At 42.0% G+C, this 15,913-nt stretch carries 15 protein-coding genes; 6 read left to right on the forward strand and 9 right to left on the reverse strand.

Annotation, left to right across the window (positions count from 1 at the left end):
* Positions 1-2 precede the first annotated feature (2 nt).
* The 4 genes from A8806_RS13580 (at position 3) to A8806_RS13595 (ending at position 4,916) form a co-directional block, all read left to right on the forward strand.
* Positions 3-695 carry a response regulator transcription factor gene (locus tag A8806_RS13580; protein ID WP_109731751.1) on the forward strand — a complete coding sequence of 231 codons (693 nt, stop codon included), beginning with the start codon at positions 3-5 and terminating at the stop codon, positions 693-695.
* Positions 696-1,616 carry a sensor histidine kinase gene (locus A8806_RS13585; protein ID WP_109731752.1) on the forward strand — a complete coding sequence of 307 codons (921 nt, stop codon included), beginning with the start codon at positions 696-698 and terminating at the stop codon, positions 1,614-1,616. It begins immediately after the preceding gene.
* A gap of 134 nt (positions 1,617-1,750) precedes the next feature.
* Complete coding sequence (locus A8806_RS13590; RefSeq protein ID WP_109731753.1) at positions 1,751-2,446, forward strand: ABC transporter ATP-binding protein; 696 nt, start codon at positions 1,751-1,753, stop codon at positions 2,444-2,446.
* Positions 2,427-4,916 carry an ABC transporter permease gene (locus tag A8806_RS13595; protein WP_109731754.1) on the forward strand — a complete coding sequence of 830 codons (2,490 nt, stop codon included), beginning with the start codon at positions 2,427-2,429 and terminating at the stop codon, positions 4,914-4,916. Before A8806_RS13590 ends, A8806_RS13595 begins: the two co-directional genes overlap by 20 nt.
* Before the next feature lie 148 nt (positions 4,917-5,064).
* Here A8806_RS13595 and A8806_RS13600 read toward each other — a convergent pair whose 3' ends face one another.
* Complete coding sequence (locus A8806_RS13600; protein ID WP_109731755.1) at positions 5,065-5,655, reverse strand: ATP-dependent Clp protease proteolytic subunit; 591 nt, start codon at positions 5,653-5,655, stop codon at positions 5,065-5,067.
* Complete coding sequence (locus A8806_RS13605) at positions 5,652-6,068, reverse strand: helix-turn-helix domain-containing protein (protein ID WP_242996082.1); 417 nt, start codon at positions 6,066-6,068, stop codon at positions 5,652-5,654. The genes A8806_RS13600 and A8806_RS13605 overlap by 4 nt, the downstream gene beginning before the upstream one ends.
* A gap of 323 nt (positions 6,069-6,391) precedes the next feature.
* Between A8806_RS13605 and A8806_RS13610 the strand changes: the two genes are divergently transcribed.
* A complete protein-coding gene (locus A8806_RS13610; protein WP_112132950.1) occupies positions 6,392-6,727 on the forward strand; it encodes a nucleotidyltransferase family protein in 336 nt (111 codons plus the stop codon).
* Positions 6,712-7,176, forward strand: a complete 465-nt coding sequence (locus A8806_RS13615; protein WP_109731756.1) for a HEPN domain-containing protein — start codon at positions 6,712-6,714, stop codon at positions 7,174-7,176. The genes A8806_RS13610 and A8806_RS13615 overlap by 16 nt, the downstream gene beginning before the upstream one ends.
* A gap of 361 nt (positions 7,177-7,537) precedes the next feature.
* Here A8806_RS13615 and A8806_RS13620 read toward each other — a convergent pair whose 3' ends face one another.
* The 7 genes from A8806_RS13620 to A8806_RS13650 all read right to left on the reverse strand — a co-directional run bounded on the left by A8806_RS13620 (position 7,538) and on the right by A8806_RS13650 (position 15,893).
* Entirely contained in the window at positions 7,538-8,479 is a 942-nt protein-coding gene (locus A8806_RS13620; RefSeq protein ID WP_109731757.1) for an ABC transporter permease, read from the reverse strand.
* Complete coding sequence (locus A8806_RS13625) at positions 8,472-9,992, reverse strand: sugar ABC transporter ATP-binding protein (RefSeq protein ID WP_181368716.1); 1,521 nt, start codon at positions 9,990-9,992, stop codon at positions 8,472-8,474. Before A8806_RS13625 ends, A8806_RS13620 begins: the two co-directional genes overlap by 8 nt.
* Positions 9,993-10,083: 91 nt before the next feature.
* A complete protein-coding gene (locus A8806_RS13630; protein ID WP_109731758.1) occupies positions 10,084-11,088 on the reverse strand; it encodes a sugar ABC transporter substrate-binding protein in 1,005 nt (334 codons plus the stop codon).
* A gap of 97 nt (positions 11,089-11,185) precedes the next feature.
* Positions 11,186-12,418, reverse strand: a complete 1,233-nt coding sequence (locus A8806_RS13635; RefSeq protein WP_181368717.1) for an anhydro-N-acetylmuramic acid kinase — start codon at positions 12,416-12,418, stop codon at positions 11,186-11,188.
* Between the two features lie 49 nt (positions 12,419-12,467).
* A complete protein-coding gene (locus A8806_RS13640) occupies positions 12,468-13,496 on the reverse strand; it encodes a LacI family DNA-binding transcriptional regulator (protein ID WP_181368718.1) in 1,029 nt (342 codons plus the stop codon).
* Between the two features lie 199 nt (positions 13,497-13,695).
* Entirely contained in the window at positions 13,696-14,925 is a 1,230-nt protein-coding gene (locus A8806_RS13645; protein ID WP_109731761.1) for an ROK family transcriptional regulator, read from the reverse strand.
* A 140-nt stretch (positions 14,926-15,065) separates the two neighbouring features.
* Positions 15,066-15,893, reverse strand: a complete 828-nt coding sequence (locus tag A8806_RS13650) for a ChbG/HpnK family deacetylase (protein WP_181368719.1) — start codon at positions 15,891-15,893, stop codon at positions 15,066-15,068.
* Positions 15,894-15,913 lie beyond the last annotated feature (20 nt).

Here is a 15,913-nt window from a genome sequence, read left to right on the forward strand (position 1 = left end):
TTATGTTACAAAAAAACAGAAAATCTGTTATGATTTTAGAGGATGACGATGATTTATCAGAGGGTATTGTACTATCACTTCAAAGCGAAGAGTTAGAATTTATAGTCTGCCGAGACATAGCAGAAGCAAGAGAATCTCTGAAAAACAACGTTTTTGATTTGCTGATTCTCGATATCTGTCTTCCGGACGGCAGCGGTCTGGATTTCTGCCGTGAAATACGAAAATATGTGAAGTTCCCGATTGCTTTGTTAACGGCAAAAGATATGGAACTGGATATTGTGAAGGGGCTGGAGAGCGGGGCAGATGATTATATTACAAAACCCTTCAGTTTAATGGTCCTGCGTGCAAGGATACGGGCACTTCTCAGAAGAAATGGGGCAGAATGCCCAAAGGAATACAGGGATCCAACCTTTTTATTCCGATTTGAGTCGATGGAATTTTATAAAAATGGTTCCTCTTTTGAACTGAGTAAGACAGAGCAGAGAATCTTATATCTCCTGGTTTCAAATCCAAAGCAGATCTTATCCAGAGAGCGGCTTCTGGAATGGGTATGGCCGGAGGGAACAGAGTATGTGGAAGACAATGCACTGTCAGTAGGCATACGCAGGTTAAGGGACAAGCTTGAAGAGGACCCGTCCAACCCTGTTTTTATCAAAACAATTTATGGAAAAGGATATATGTGGGAGAGTGTATAGATGAGACTTTATATCATTATAGTTGTACTCCTTTTAGCTTGCTGCTTCCTTATTTCTGCACTTATCATACGTTCTTACAGGCGGAATATGGTGAATCAGTATGATGTGCTTCTACAGAAACTGGACCAGGCAATCGCCGGTCAAAATCTGGAAACCAGTTATGATGAATCACTGGACAGCGCGATTACAGTACGGTTAAATCGAATAATAGAAATCTCCTGTATCCAGAAAGGACAGGCAGAGGAAGAAAGAGATATCATAAAATCCCTAATTTCTGATATCAGCCATCAGATCAGGACCCCTCTGTCAAATATAACACTCTATACCGGTTTACTGAAGGAACATGTATCAGACGAGAAGTCTCTGATGCTATCTACTAAAATAGAAAAAAATGCTGAAAAACTAGAATTCTTTATGAAAGAATTGATCCGGACATCTTATACCGAACAGGAGCTAATTTCCGTTTGCCCGCAAATCACTGATGTGGATACCATGATAAAGAAAGCCTGTCAGCTGGCAGAGCTTCCTGCATTGAAAAAGAAAATCCACCTCATTTGCAGTTATCATGGATATACATGTTTTGCGGATCGTAAATGGACAGAAGAGGCTCTGGGCAATGTAATTGAAAATGCAGTGAAATACTCTCCTGCCGGTTCAAATGTATGGATAGATTCTGCTGCTTATGATTCCTTTATTTGTATTCAGGTCAGGGATCAGGGGATCGGTATTCCGGAAGAGGAACAGGGAAAGATCTTCCAGCGCTTTTATCGCGGAACCAATGTATCTGGTGAGCAGGGCTTTGGCATAGGCCTTTACCTTGCAAGAGAAGTGATTTCAAGGCAGAATGGATATATAAAACTAGAATCAGCTTTGCATGAGGGTACTGTTTTCCATATTTTTTTGTTGCGTCCAGTCACATAATATTTTTAATCCGGCTTCTTTTTCTATTATTTAAAAAGTGTCATTTTTGTCACTTTTTAGAAAGAATTGAGAAAGAAGCTTTTGTTATGATAGTTTTACAGAAAGTATTGTAACGTAACGAGGAGGACACATATATGGAAATCTTATCAGTCAGAAATCTAAAAAAATATTATGGCACGGGCGAAAATACCGTAAAAGCTCTGGACGGCATTGACTTAACTATTCAAAAGGGGGAATTTCTCGCCATTGTCGGCACCTCCGGAAGCGGAAAGTCAACACTGCTTCACATGCTGGGCGGACTGGATATTCCAACATCCGGGGAAATCATGATAGATGGGGTAGATATTTCAAAATTGAGCAAAGATGAGCTGACCATATTCCGCAGAAGGAAAATCGGATTTGTTTTTCAAAACTATAATCTCCTGCCACTAATGAATGTCTATGAAAATATCGTCCTTCCCATAAAACTGGACGGAATAAGACCTGATCAGGAGTATATCGCAAACATATTGAGGCTGCTTGGTCTGGAGAAGAAAAAATACGCAATGCCAGGCCAATTATCCGGCGGCCAACAGCAGCGTACTGCACTGGCAAGAGCTCTGGCAGCAAAGCCTGCCATGATTCTTGCCGACGAGCCGACAGGAAATCTCGACAGCCGAACTAGTCAGGATGTATTAGGTCTGATGAAAATATCAAGCACTAATTTCGCCCAGACAGTTGTCATGATTACACATAATGATGAAATTGCTCAAATGGCGGATCGGATTATCCGCCTCGAGGACGGAAAAATTTTAACGGGTGGTGCTGTTTATGTTAAAAGTAAAAAATAGAGAAGTCATATCAGAACTTGCAAAATTAACTTACAAAGCAAATAAAAAAAGAAATCTGCTGACTGTCACAGCTATCTTCCTGACTACTTTCCTAATCAGTACCGTACTGTCTCTGGGGCTGAGCTACTGGAACACAATTTCTCTGCGCCAGACAAGAATGACCGGCATGGATTACGATATCGAGTTGTCAGAACCCACAGAGGAACAGGTTTCCGTTATCCGCCGGATGGATACTGTAACTTATGCCGGGCTTTATGTAAAGTGTGCCGTTGTTTCTCAGTATCAGGACCGGCTGTTAGATAAACTACGGCTGTTCTGGATGGACGATATCTGCTGGGAGAAGCAGACCATACCTGCACTGGAAACCTATACTGGAACTTATCCTCAAAAGGAAAATGAAATTATGCTGTCTTTAAGTGCTTTAAAAGATATGGGGATTTCCTCACCCAGGACAGGTATTGCCATCCCCTTAATGTACCAGACATTATCAGAAATTTCAGACAATACAGTTACACAAAAGAATTTTATTCTCAGCGGATGGTTCACCGATTATACGGGTTCTTCAAAGGGGTTTGTATCTAAAGAATTTTATCAGGAGACCGGGGTTAAACAGACGGATTTAACACAGGGTATGCTAAAAATATCACTCAGGAATTCGCTTTATTCGAAAGAAGATATCATACAGATGCAGAATAAGATCGGATTGTCCAGAACCCAATTTATAGATGCGGACTATGATACGATTTCTAACTTCTGTAAAGTAACTGCCGCTCTGCTCGGTCTGCTGCTTCTTATTTTTTTCAGCGGCTGTCTGTTCATTTATAATACCTTGTATATATCCATTTCGAAAGATATTCATTATTATGGACAGTTAAAAACTCTGGGAACAACCTCTGCTCAAATAAAGGCACTGATCTACCGGCATGTTATCTGGAATTCCCTGAAAGGAATCCCTCTGGGACTGGCTTTTTCTGCTGTCATCGCAAAACTGATTATCCCACAGGCCCTGCATGTTGTTAATCCGACTATTAGCGAAAAAGACGTAGTCATGATTTCGCCCGGGGTATTCATAATCGCAGCTGTATTTTCGCTTCTCACGACCTTTGTGAGCAGTAATAAACCGGCCAATATGGCGAAGGACTGCTCCCCGGTCGAAGCAATGAGATATGCAGGTGTTTCTGGAAAAGAAAAGATACATAGACGCGGCGGCAATATTACATCTATGATCAAACAAAACCTGCTCCGTGATAAGAAGCAGTTTGTGGTCATCCTGCTTTCTCTCAGCCTTGCTGTATCCTTATTTCTGGTTGTAAATGTTGTAATTCGCATAAATAACGCAAAATGGATTTTAAACAGCAGCTATGACTATGATCTGCGCGTCCTGAATCAGACGATGTTAGATGAGGATGAATATCAGGCCATCACCGATGACCTGATTGAAACAATACGGAGTCTGGACCGTGTAAAAGATGTACGGGTCGTAAAATCTGCGGCAGCCTCTGTTCCCTATCAGGAAGATATGTATGGTGAATACTACAAAAAACTATATGAGTCAAGATATTCACCCGGAAATTATGAGGATGATATGAAATCATACAAACAAAACCCGGATGACGATTTATTTACCTGCCGCTTAGTCGGGATTGATGAGCAACAATTCGATAAGCTAACCCGCGAATTCGGAATCAAACTTGACAAGGACGATTTTAAAAACGGAAAGATTGCTCTCATATCAATGAATTTAGTAGACATAGACAATCATATAGTCCACAAAAAACTGAACTTTACTCCGCGCGGAAATTCTGAAACGAACAAGGAAGAAAATATTGAAATAGGTGCTGTTATAAAAGACTGCCCGGCTTATTATGCGGGCGGTTATAATCCTGAGTTAATCGTAAGCAATTCCTATCTGGAGAAAATCATGGATAATGTAATAACAGAACTCCTACAGATCGATTATGACGAATCATACTCAATAAAGACAGAAAATACAATCTTAAAGCTTATAAAAGAAAATCATGCATTATCATATGATTCCAAACTCGAGAGATATTCCGAAATGAAAGTTTCTGAAAATCAGGTGAAAATACTGGGAAACAGTATTGGTATCATTGTTATGATACTTGCCATATTAAATTATATAAATATGATGGCCGCAAGTATCCAGAACCGCTCTAAAGAATTAGCAATTTTAGAAAGCATTGGAATGACAACAAAACAGATTCAAAAAATGATAATCGGGGAAGGTGCTGGCTATGCCGGCATATCACTGATTCTGGCCATGTTCACAGGAATCCCGTCAAGCTATGCTGTATTTTATAACCTTAATATTTACGGGATACCATTTTCCATTCCCCTGTTCAGCAATCTGGTTTTAGTTATAGCCATCATAATTATATGCATCACAGCTCCTGTATTAATACTAAAAAGATTGTATAATGGGACAGTCATTGAACGATTGCGGGAATAAACTGCTGCCTTAAAAAATAAAACAGTTCATAAATGTATGATTCAGCACCCGGGGGTTCGCCTGAGTGCTGAATGTGTATCTTACATATGATATTGTGGTCAAAGACTTCTCCCCGCCTGCCCCGCTTTTTTAACTTACCTTATTCTCTTTACCCGTGTTTTGAAATAACCGCATCAATTAAACCATATGCCTTCGCTTCTTCTGCCGTCATAAAATTATCCCTGTCGGTGTCACGCTCTATCTCTTCGATTGTCCTGCCAGTATTTTTTGCAAGCAGTCGATTTAATCTCTGCTTATTTTTTTGTATATGGTCCGACATGATCTTAATGTTGCTGGCCGGTCCTTGAATCCCCCCGGATACGGCTGGCTGATGGATCATAATTTCAGCATTTGGCAAAGCGAATCGTTTACCCTGAGTCCCTGCTGCCAGCAAGAAGGCACCAAAGCTTGCTGCAAGTCCGATACAGATAGTAGATACATCACACTTTATATAATTCATCGTATCAAATATAGCGAACCCTGCGGTCACTGAACCGCCCGGGCTGTTAATATAAAGACTTATATCCTTGCCGGGGTCCTGCCCCTCCAAAAATAATAATTGCGCAGTGATCAGACCGGCAGTTGTATCGTTCACTTCTTCACCCAAAAAGATGATTCTGTCAGATAACAGTCTGGAATAGATGTCATAACTCCTTTCCCCCCTGCTTGTTGTTTCTATCACATACGGTAATGTACTCATGCAGCAATCACCTCACATTTCACAGCTGGCTTATAAAACATAACGAGATTACCTTTCAGCTCAAATTTATGGAATTTAGGAGTATAGACGTTTATCGCCCTATACTCCTGCGGGGGATGCCCGTACAATCGTCGGAATGCAAAAGTGAATGATTCCTGTGAACTGTAATTTGCCTCATAGGCGATATCTATTACAGGCTTTTTCGTATAAACAAGTTTTTCAGCCGCTACAGTGAGCCTGCGCATCTGAATATATTTATATATTGTACAGCCAACACATTCCAAAAACATTCTGTTCAGATGAAATTTAGAATATCCCGCCTCTTTCGCAATTGTATCCAGATTTAACTGGCTATCCAGATTATTCTCTATATAGTCAATTGTCTTTTTTATGATATTTGTATGTTCCATCATTTTAAACTCCCTTCACGATGTTATTTTATTATAACACGCTGTATTAAGGCAGTCTTAATATAAATTGCTATCTTTATAAATCTTTATAAATCCACTGTCTGTAACTCGGTCAAAATAGCAGTACCTTGAGACTATCACTTTACTGGCCCGATGCCGTGCAACAGAGTGCACGGCATTGTGTGAACAGTAACGAATAGCCTGCTGCCTGAATCTTCGCTGAATCTTCAGCTGACACATGATTGTTTTAACCATATAAAATATGCTATAATAAAGCAGTATCTCATCCCCGGGAAACTTTATAAAATAAATTTAGGATAACAAATATGAAAATTGATGAAAATATGACCTTTTTAGACAGCTCTATACAATATCTTATAAGAGAAAAAGTTGAATATTTAGTAAGAAAGATTCCCAATCTGGAATACATTGTTTTATTCGGCAGCTATGCCAGAATGGAACAAACCGTAAAAAGTGACATTGATTTGTTAGTAATATCATCCGGTATGCCTGACAGACTACTGCGTGGTGATTTATGCAGTGAATTTGAGCAGGAAAATATTGATTTGGTTTTTTACGATTTAAATATTTTCCGCGAATCTGATTGTCTTTTCATATCTCAAATAAAAAAGGAGGGGATTATATTATGGAGACAAAAATAAATTCATATTATGGTATGGCTTACAATGATTACTGCTATGCCAAGGCAGGAATGCAAGTCGGCGAACAGCTTGGTAACTATAACGGTGTTGCCGCCCTTTGTGCACAGTCCGCAGAAAAGTATTTAAAAGCAGTTCTTGAAATCACTTTTTCAGAAGAAGCTTTAGGATTACTGCATTCTCATAACCTCCGTGCAATTACCAATAAGCTAAAAGAAATATATCCGGACTTGCCCCTTTCTACGAAAGACATGAAATGGTTGGGTGACTTTTATTTTGATGCCAGATATCCCGGCGATAACTTCGTTGAGGTTAATAAAGACGATGCTCTGGAATGTCTGCGCCTCACAGAAGATCTAGCGCAGAAGGTAACTATTCTGCTCGAACAGAATGATCAAAAAAGGAAAGAAAAAAGGAACAAACTGCAGCAACTGGATACCTTTGATATTTAACTTAACCAGCCCCCTGCAGGACATGCCTGGCAATGATTACAGTAGATGCATGTCCCTTCTAATCCGCGGTTTGGAAGGCTGCCTAAAAAAGAATAGTCCTTTTACCCCGGGGCCGCCTCGTAATAGCGCAGGGTATAACGCAGGGTCTTAAAAAGTTTCTCTTGCGAAACTCAGGACTGCGCTGAAACAGCACTCCGGATTGATTTCAAATGACCAGATTCCGGAATCTATGTAGTAATACTCATAATTAACAATGTGTGTAGTAAATTTTATAGTCACCTATGAAAATTAAAAAACGTATAGAGGATACTTCCTTATACAGTATCCTCTATACGACTTATATCACAATTACATATTTCTCCTACCTCTTCCCCCTCGTATCTGCAAGCACGGAAATCACGATGATAACCCCTTTCAGAACCTGCTGCCAGTATGTATTCATCCCCACCAGCGTCATCCCGTTCGTCAGTACGGTAAGCAGCAGGACTCCAACAATCGTCCCCATGACTTTTCCCCGTCCGCCTGCCATGCTGGTTCCTCCGACAACCGCCGCTGTTATGCAGTCCATCTCAAAGTTAAGTCCGGCCGACGGCTGCCCTGAACCCAGACGGGTTGTGATGATCAGGCCTGCTATGGCAGTTAGTATTCCCATAATCATATAAACAAAAATTTTGACTTTCTCAACCGCGATCCCTGACCAGCGGCTCGCTTCCATATTTCCCCCGACCGAGTAGATATAGCGTCCAAATCTTGTTTTTGTCGTAAGCACCACTCCGAAAATAATAACGATTACCATAATAATAACAGGGACAGGAATCCCCATAATATATCCTGTACCAATCATTGTAAAGTTTTCGTTACTCCATACAACTGAATTTCCTCCTGTTATAATGTACGCAAGCCCCCTCAGAACTGTCATACTTGCCAGTGAGGCAATAAAGCCAGGTAACTTACCGATGGCACACAAAGTACCGTTGACCGCTCCGATCAGTGCCCCTACTGCAATGGATGCAAGGACAGCTAAAAATACATTTCCGGTATTCTTACAAACAACCGCCCCGGCCAGTCCTGCTGCACATACAAGAGATCCCGCCGACAGGTCAATCTCACCTATAATAATAACCATCGTCATTCCAACCGCTGCTATTGCTGTATAAGATGCCTGCCGCAGTATATTGGAAATATTGTTGGCAGATAAAAACTGCGAATTCATAATTGTCCATACAACACACAGCAAAAGTACAACACCAACTAAAAGCAGTTCCCGAAATGCTCCAAAATTCATCTTCTTTGTTTTATTCATTTTCTATTCCTCCAAACGCAGCCTGCATTATATTATTCTTCGTTACCTCTTCCGCCGTAATCTCCCCAGAAATATTGCCTTCATGCATGACAATGATGCGGTCGCTGACCTGCATGACCTCTGCAATTTCAGAGGAAATCATGATGATACTTTTCCCGGATTCCGTCAGTTTCCTCATCAATGCATATATTTCACTTTTTGCGCCGATATCAATTCCGCGTGTAGGCTCATCCAGAATTAAAATATCAGGAGTCATGGCAAGCCATTTTGCAATTACTACTTTCTGCTGGTTTCCCCCGCTTAATTCTTTAACTGCCTGTTCCTCATTACGAAGAGATATCCCAAGGTCACTGATATAGCTGCCTGTGATTTGTTTTAATACCCGCCGGTTCAGCCAGCCGCTTTTCAGCTGTCCCAGTTTAGAAATCAACATATTATCCTTGATGCTCATTCCCAGTATCAGTCCCAGCCCTTTCCTGTCCTCCGGGACAAGTCCGATTCCTGCTGAAATCGCATCTTTTGGGGAAGTAATGTGTACTTTATTGTTCTTTATGTAAATTTCACCTTCTCCTATCGGATCGATGCCAAATATTTTCCTCATCAGTTCTGTCCGCCCTGCACCGACAAGTCCGAAAAATCCCAGTATTTCCTTTTCATATAGTTTAAAACTGACCGGGCGGCTTTCCGGGTATACCACTACATCTTTTACTTCCATGATAACCTGGTCCTGATTTATAAATGCACTTCCGCATTCTTTTTTTCCTGCAATATCATGTCCGATCATCATTTTGATCAGGTCAGCCTCAGTTACTCGGCTCGTTTCAACTGTATCGATATAGGTTCCGTTCCTGAATACAGTGATCCGGTCAGATAATTCAAACACCTCTTCCATTCTGTGTGAGATATAGACAATACATACTCCCTGTGACTTTAATTCCTCAATGATCTGAAATAATACCTGCGACTCCTTTTCAGAAAGGCTTGCCGTCGGTTCATCAAAAACAACGACTCTGGCCTGAAAGGATAATGCCTTTGCAATTTCCACACACTGCATCTGCCCGCAGCTCAGGCCGGAAACCGGAGTATCCGGGCGGATATCCAGCTTTACTTTCGCAAGTTCCTGAGATGCCCTTTTATTCAGTTCCTCTTTATTGATAAACTTTGATTTTCCAACAGGCTCTCTGCCGATAAAAATATTTTCAGCAATATTCATATTCTCCAACAGGTTTAGTTCTTGAAATACCATGCTCAGCCCCTCCTTCTGGGCCATAAGCGGTGATTTCATTTCGATTTCTTCCATCCGGCCGCTATCCTCATTCAAGAGATACATTGTGCCTTCGTCTTTTGTGTAAACACCTGTCATAATTTTCATCAGAGTTGATTTCCCGGCCCCGTTTTCCCCCATCAGTGCATGAACTTCACCCTTGCGCAGTTCTATCTGCACATTGTCCAAAGCCTTGATACCTGCAAACGCCTTCGAAATTCCCTCCATTTTTACGATTACATCCGACATCTCTTCACCTCTTCATTTATAGTCAAAGAGACCGCCGCAAAATAACATAAATTCATTTTATGGCGGTCTCTTCAACACTTTCAGCTAATCATTAATCTACTTCGACCCCATATCCTTTTTCACGGTCTATAAATTCCTGAATATTATCAATATTCATATATTCAACAGGAACCTCTATAAATTCATCAACCGATTTTCCCTGACACCATGCGATGGCCTGCTCGACAGCCTTGTATCCCATCTGGTAAGGATCCTGGGAGACTCCGACTGCTACCTTGCCGTCACGGATTGCCGTCATATTTTCAGAGGTTGCATCCACGGTTGTCATAAGCGGGTTCAGCTTTGCAGATGTTGCTGCGCTTAAAATTGCCATACCTGAATTTTCATTGACACCAACGAAAGCATCTATGTCCGGGTTTGCCTGCAGTATATTCTCTGCAGAAGCCAGTGCAGTGTCTCTCGCATGTGCAGTCTGCTGTTCTGCCACTATCTCAATTCCGCTTCCTTCCAGGGCTTCCTTGAACCCCTCTGTACGATCCTTCAGGGAACTAACCGTAATACCATCTATGATTGCAATTTTTCCTTTATCACCAAGCTGTTCTTTCACGTATTCTGCCAGCATTTTTCCAATTTCTTTATTGTCAGATGCAATAAACGCAGTCGAACCCTCGCAGTCAACATCCATCGTGAATACACCCACACCTGCATTTTTCGCATTGCTTACGGCATTCACAACCCCTTCTGAATCATAAGGGTTCAGCAGGATAACATCACATCCCATTGTAACCAGATTCTCGATCTGTGAATTCTGTGTCTCAAGGGAACTGTCTGAAGACAGGATATTACACTTCTTTATATGATTATCCTCACATGCCTGCTCAATCCCTTTCTGCATGGCAACAAAGAACGGATGAACATTTTGCCCAAACGAAACGCCTATTGTAATTTCTTCCGGTGTTTTTACATTTTCATTCTTTGTCTGGCTGGAATCCTTTGTATCATCGGAACTTTTTCCGGGTGCCTCACTTGTGCATGCGGCTAACATGACTGCCATTGATACTGCACAGAACAAAGCTGCTATTCTTTTCTTCCTCATTTATTTTCTCCATTTCTTGTCTGACGGACAGGTCGCATTGCCCGCTAAACCACTAGATTTTTTTTTAGTGCCATGTTATGATTATTTATGTATTCAATTAGAGCTGCGGACCACCTACAATATGACGTGGTGCCAGAGCTATTTTACCAAGGATTGAGTACTGTGATGCATGGCCTGCTGCTGGAATATTACCCGGTATGCAATGGATTGTAGAGTAAGCGATGGTCGCAAACTTAACCGCTTCTTTATATTCCGGAGGTATACCGATTTCAGCAGAGGTTGTAACTTCTATATTTCCCGGAATCCTTTGCTGGATTTCTTTCATAATCTGGGGATTTCTGACTCCGCCCCCACTTGCATAAAGCTTATCCGTCTTCTCAATAATATCCTTTGGAATGTTATCAAGCATGCTTTTAGCCACTGCCGCACCTGTGAACGCACATGCCGTTGCAAGAATGTCTTCTGTTGCAAGATGTCCAAACTTTTTCAATACGCTGTCTATGTATTCCTCGTTATAGTCTCCTACCCAGCCTGATCTCGGTACCGGTCTGTCCCAGAATGGATGGTGCATAAAGAAATCGAGCATTTCTTCATTTACGGTTCCTTTTGCTGCCAGTTCACCATCTTTATCATAATCTTTTCCAGTCAGTTTTTTACAAAGGTAGTTTGAAACTGCATTTCCCGGCCCTGTGTCAAAACCAAACATTTCCCTTCTGTCTTTACTTGCAACATGAAGGTTTGCAATGCCTCCTATGTTTAGTGTCATAACCGGATTCTTTTCTTTTCTAAATAATATAAAGTCCAGATACGGCATCAGCGGTGCCGCCGCGCCTCCCCAGACATGGTCCGCAGGTCTGAAGTGTGTAACGGTATCGATATTGGTAAGATTCGCGATAACCGAATTATCACCCATCTGCATCCCTGCCGGATACGGGCCATTCAGCCACCTGTGCAGCCAGTCAGATTTTTCCTCCTCCGTCATAGCTGCAATTTTCGCATGGTCTGGCTGTTCCTGATAAATGGTCTGTGTATCCAGTCCTAATACTTTGATATCCAGCGGATCAATATGATTCTCCTTCATAAACTGAACCGCCTTTTCTGCAAACACGGCACCGCAGATGTAATTCAGCCTGTTGATGCCGACCATATCTACACGGTTCTCAAAAGCATCTCTTACAATCTTCGTTACCTCGTCAGGCCAGTCATAAGAACCTCCGCAGATAAAGCGGGGAGCCTTCGGAAAGCCGTCACTGTCCAGCTCTGTTTCTGCCAGAATCACATCGATTCCGTCAAATGATGAGCCGCTGTTCATTCCCATAATTAAATCCATTTTTCTTCCTCCTTGAATTTGTTTATTTATAACACTCCTGAAAGTGTTATTAGCATTTTTCATACGCTTTGCAGGACTGCCGAAACACGATGGAAGCATCCAGTACCTCACGTTTCTCGCCTTCCGGATCAGCAATATTTTCTTTCTGTCTCATTAAGTCCTGTACCGCGACTTTTCCAATTTCTTCGATCGGCTGAACTACCGTGGTAATCTCCAGAAGTTCATTGAGTTCTTCATCATCCCACACAAGAAGTGACAGGTCTTCCGGTACTGACATATGCCTTTCTTTTAATTCCATCAGAACTCCGATGCACAGACTGTTATTCAGCACATACAATGCGGTTGCCCGTTCTTCTGCATCCAGAATCGTAGCCGTCACCTGCCGTATCTTTTCTTTGTCATTATGGGGGGCAAATGCCAGATTCTGTGATCTGAATTCGATTCCATATTCACCCAGTGCCCGTTTATATCCCTTAATTCTCTCATTCACTGTAGAATATTCGTCTGTTGCCAGTACGGCTATGTTTCGATGGCCCAGCTCCAGCAGATACTTTGCGGCCTGATAGGAGGCCTCTGCATTATTGCTTTGAATCACCCTTGAATCCAACCCTTTAATCCGTCTATCCACAAATACAATAGGGGTTTTTCCCTGATAAAGATCTCTGTGCTGTTCTTTCAACTCATCGCCGCTTTTACATGCCGACATCAGGATCACACCATCCACGTGGCGTCCGTACATATTCTGAAGATGCCCTACTTCCTGTGCAATATCTTCATGGGTATTACACACAATGACGTTATATCCATACTTCTGGGCCTCTTTCTCTACCGCATAAATCAGTTTGTTACAGTAATTATTCTTTATACTGCCTAAAATAACTGCTATTGTTTTCGTGCTCTGGCCTCTCAGCCCTTGTGCTACAAGATTCGGCCTGTAATCCAGCTCCTGTACTGCTTTCATCACTTTTTCACGGCTTTTCGCAGATACATTCCCATAGCCACCGACAACTCTGCCCGCTGTAGCCCTTGATACACCTGCCAGCTTTGCCACATCCTCTATTGTAATATTGGGTTCCATTCTGGTTCCCCCTTTCATCTCTCCATTTTTGAGAACGTTCTCAATTATCTTTAATTAAAAACTTGAGAACGTTCTCAAGTTGTGATTTTATTATAGGCATTACTCATTTTATTGTCAATTGCTTTTAGGTAATTTGCTTATTTTTATTACTTTTTACTATTTTTTGTTGGTTATTTTTGTTACATTTATCTACCTTTGGTCACAGCCACTCCTCAGATGAGAAAAATTTTCTGCTCATCACCTTTGTCATCCCGCTCATCTGGAGGGATATCAGGGATCTTTGATCATATATGATTTCCAGTCCAGACGCTGACGTCATCCGGCTGAAGCATTCCAGCCCCTCCCTCAGGCACTGGTCAAACCACTCGCCGGCCCGGGAGTATGTTCCCTGCATGATAACACAATCCGGATCAAAGTTTACAATCATATTGTTTAGTACAGCAGAAAACAGCCATGCGGTTTTCCGAACGGTCTCTTTTGCAAATGAATCGCCTTCTTCCGCGGATTTAAATACATGATCTATTCTCAGGTCATCCTGATACCTGCTCAGGACACTCGTCTTGAGTTTCTCCTTGTTTTCCAGTATTTCCCCACAGATTGTATGATCGTTTATAAGTGTGGAAAACAGGGCCGGTGCCGTTGATTCATATGCCTTTGCACTATTGAGTGCCACTGCAGTCAGACCGATTTCGCCGATCAGGGAACGGGCACCATGTTCTACATGTCCCCGGTTTATGTAGCAGGCCGACACACCGATGTCCGTATAAATGGTCGCGACCCTTTTATCCAGATACTCCGGATTATCCAGAACCGCCGCACAGGCTGACATTCGTGCCACATTATCCACTGTAATCTCGGCATTTGGAAATCGCTCGGAAAGCAGCTGCCTCAGAGGGACCTTTTTCCCCCATTCAGGCGTCAGGATCGAATACTGGAGGACTCCGGTCTCTTCATCCAGATAGCCTCCAAGACAAAGGCTGACTCCATATAGCAGTTCACTTTCGCTGTTCACCTCATTCAGCAGGTTCTCCGCTGCTCTCTGAATCGTATCGAGAAATGTATGGACATCGTCTTTCATATTATAATTTGCCGTTTTCTGTGCAATCAGTGTGTTTGTCAGATCATACAGTGCAACAACCATTTCCGTACTCCACAATCCAATACAGAGCAGATATCTATTCATACAGAATCGAAACAGCTCCGGCTTCTTTCCTCCAATTTCCGTGGAATCCCCTTTTCCTGCGGATTCCACAAGCCCCTTGGAAATAAAGCTGTTAATGGCTTTCATCACCGTGGCACGGCTGATCCCTGTCTGGTACGAAATGTCATTTGCCGACAAAGCCTTGCCAGTACGGAATATATTCAATATGGATAAATAATTCTTACGTCTTAAGTTGGATGGTAATGCTGCTCTTCTTTTCTCTCCCATCGGCTATGTTCCTTTCCATTTATTAGTTTTATAACATATTTTCATAACTAATTATAAACCAGACTGGGAAAAAACGCTATACTAAAAAGGAGCACTCTGGTTTACAGGTAAATTTGTAAACCAGAGTGCTCCCTTTTATATTAGAAGTATTTTACAGCCTCCATCGTAGTATCTCCCTGAGGTACCGCTTCTGTATATTTTAACAGTTTGATATCCATCCGCTCACAGTATTCTTCCAGAACCCAGCTGTTTATAACTCTCTGTTCTGCGTCTCTCGTCTTTGCAGTCTGGTTTCCTGTTAGCACACTGTTGCAGAATAATTCCGTTTCTTCTGAATAGAAAGCCGGATGCAGAATATTGATATACTGTTTTTCTTCCTCAAACGTCTGGAACCATTCCCTGTATGCTGCCAAATCCTCTTCCGGCATTGCTCTGCCGCTTAATTCTGGCTGGTGGGCCCTCGGAAACGTATAGAAATATCTCTGGTCAATCAGTCCCTTCGATTTGATAAATTCTGAAAGTGCATCCAACAGCCCCGGCACAGCCGCCTCCGGCAGCATATGTGTATCTACATAGTCTGCACATACCCCTAGTTTTGCCAGTTTATCCAACTGGGCTGAAATTTCACGAACCGCTTCCCCCACATCCGGCATTTTCTCCTGATACTTCATCGGATGGAACGCAAAGATTCCGTTTGAATCGACTAGAGAAGGGATTGTTTCAGGGGACAGCACACTTTTATAGTGTATACTCTCCCATTCACTATTCAATACCGCATGCAGGCCAATGCAAAATTCTTTTTTCTTTTTCAACCCAATCAGTCTGTCCAATCCCTCTTCTATCCTAGGTGCCGCCACCATACAGGAAACATTTTTTATATAGTTTCCATATTCGACTGCCTGAATCATTGCATGATTCGCTGACAGTGCACTTCCGAAATCATCTGCTCTTGTAATTAGATACTTCATTTTATCCCCTTTCCACATAA

The sequence above is a fragment of the Faecalicatena orotica genome (assembly GCF_003149245.1).
In the GTDB taxonomy this organism is placed as follows: domain Bacteria; phylum Bacillota; class Clostridia; order Lachnospirales; family Lachnospiraceae; genus Faecalicatena_A; species Faecalicatena_A orotica.

What these genes read in the sequence shown, in the direction of transcription:
- A8806_RS13620 (WP_109731757.1), bottom strand. Translation starts at nt 8,479, where the DNA reads ATGAATAAAACAAAGAAGATGAATTTTGGAGCATTTCGGGAACTGCTT.
- A8806_RS13640 (WP_181368718.1), bottom strand. Translation starts at nt 13,496, where the DNA reads ATGGAACCCAATATTACAATAGAGGATGTGGCAAAGCTGGCAGGTGTA.
- A8806_RS13645 (WP_109731761.1), bottom strand. Translation starts at nt 14,925, where the DNA reads ATGGGAGAGAAAAGAAGAGCAGCATTACCATCCAACTTAAGACGTAAG.
- A8806_RS13625 (WP_181368716.1), bottom strand. Translation starts at nt 9,992, where the DNA reads ATGTCGGATGTAATCGTAAAAATGGAGGGAATTTCGAAGGCGTTTGCA.
- A8806_RS13600 (WP_109731755.1), bottom strand. Translation starts at nt 5,655, where the DNA reads ATGAGTACATTACCGTATGTGATAGAAACAACAAGCAGGGGGGAAAGG.
- A8806_RS13595 (WP_109731754.1), top strand. Translation starts at nt 2,427, where the DNA reads ATGTTAAAAGTAAAAAATAGAGAAGTCATATCAGAACTTGCAAAATTA.
- A8806_RS13650 (WP_181368719.1), bottom strand. Translation starts at nt 15,893, where the DNA reads ATGAAGTATCTAATTACAAGAGCAGATGATTTCGGAAGTGCACTGTCA.
- A8806_RS13615 (WP_109731756.1), top strand. Translation starts at nt 6,712, where the DNA reads ATGGAGACAAAAATAAATTCATATTATGGTATGGCTTACAATGATTAC.
- A8806_RS13605 (WP_242996082.1), bottom strand. Translation starts at nt 6,068, where the DNA reads ATGATGGAACATACAAATATCATAAAAAAGACAATTGACTATATAGAG.
- A8806_RS13635 (WP_181368717.1), bottom strand. Translation starts at nt 12,418, where the DNA reads ATGGATTTAATTATGGGAATGAACAGCGGCTCATCATTTGACGGAATC.
- A8806_RS13585 (WP_109731752.1), top strand. Translation starts at nt 696, where the DNA reads ATGAGACTTTATATCATTATAGTTGTACTCCTTTTAGCTTGCTGCTTC.
- A8806_RS13580 (WP_109731751.1), top strand. Translation starts at nt 3, where the DNA reads ATGTTACAAAAAAACAGAAAATCTGTTATGATTTTAGAGGATGACGAT.
- A8806_RS13630 (WP_109731758.1), bottom strand. Translation starts at nt 11,088, where the DNA reads ATGAGGAAGAAAAGAATAGCAGCTTTGTTCTGTGCAGTATCAATGGCA.
- A8806_RS13590 (WP_109731753.1), top strand. Translation starts at nt 1,751, where the DNA reads ATGGAAATCTTATCAGTCAGAAATCTAAAAAAATATTATGGCACGGGC.
- A8806_RS13610 (WP_112132950.1), top strand. Translation starts at nt 6,392, where the DNA reads ATGAAAATTGATGAAAATATGACCTTTTTAGACAGCTCTATACAATAT.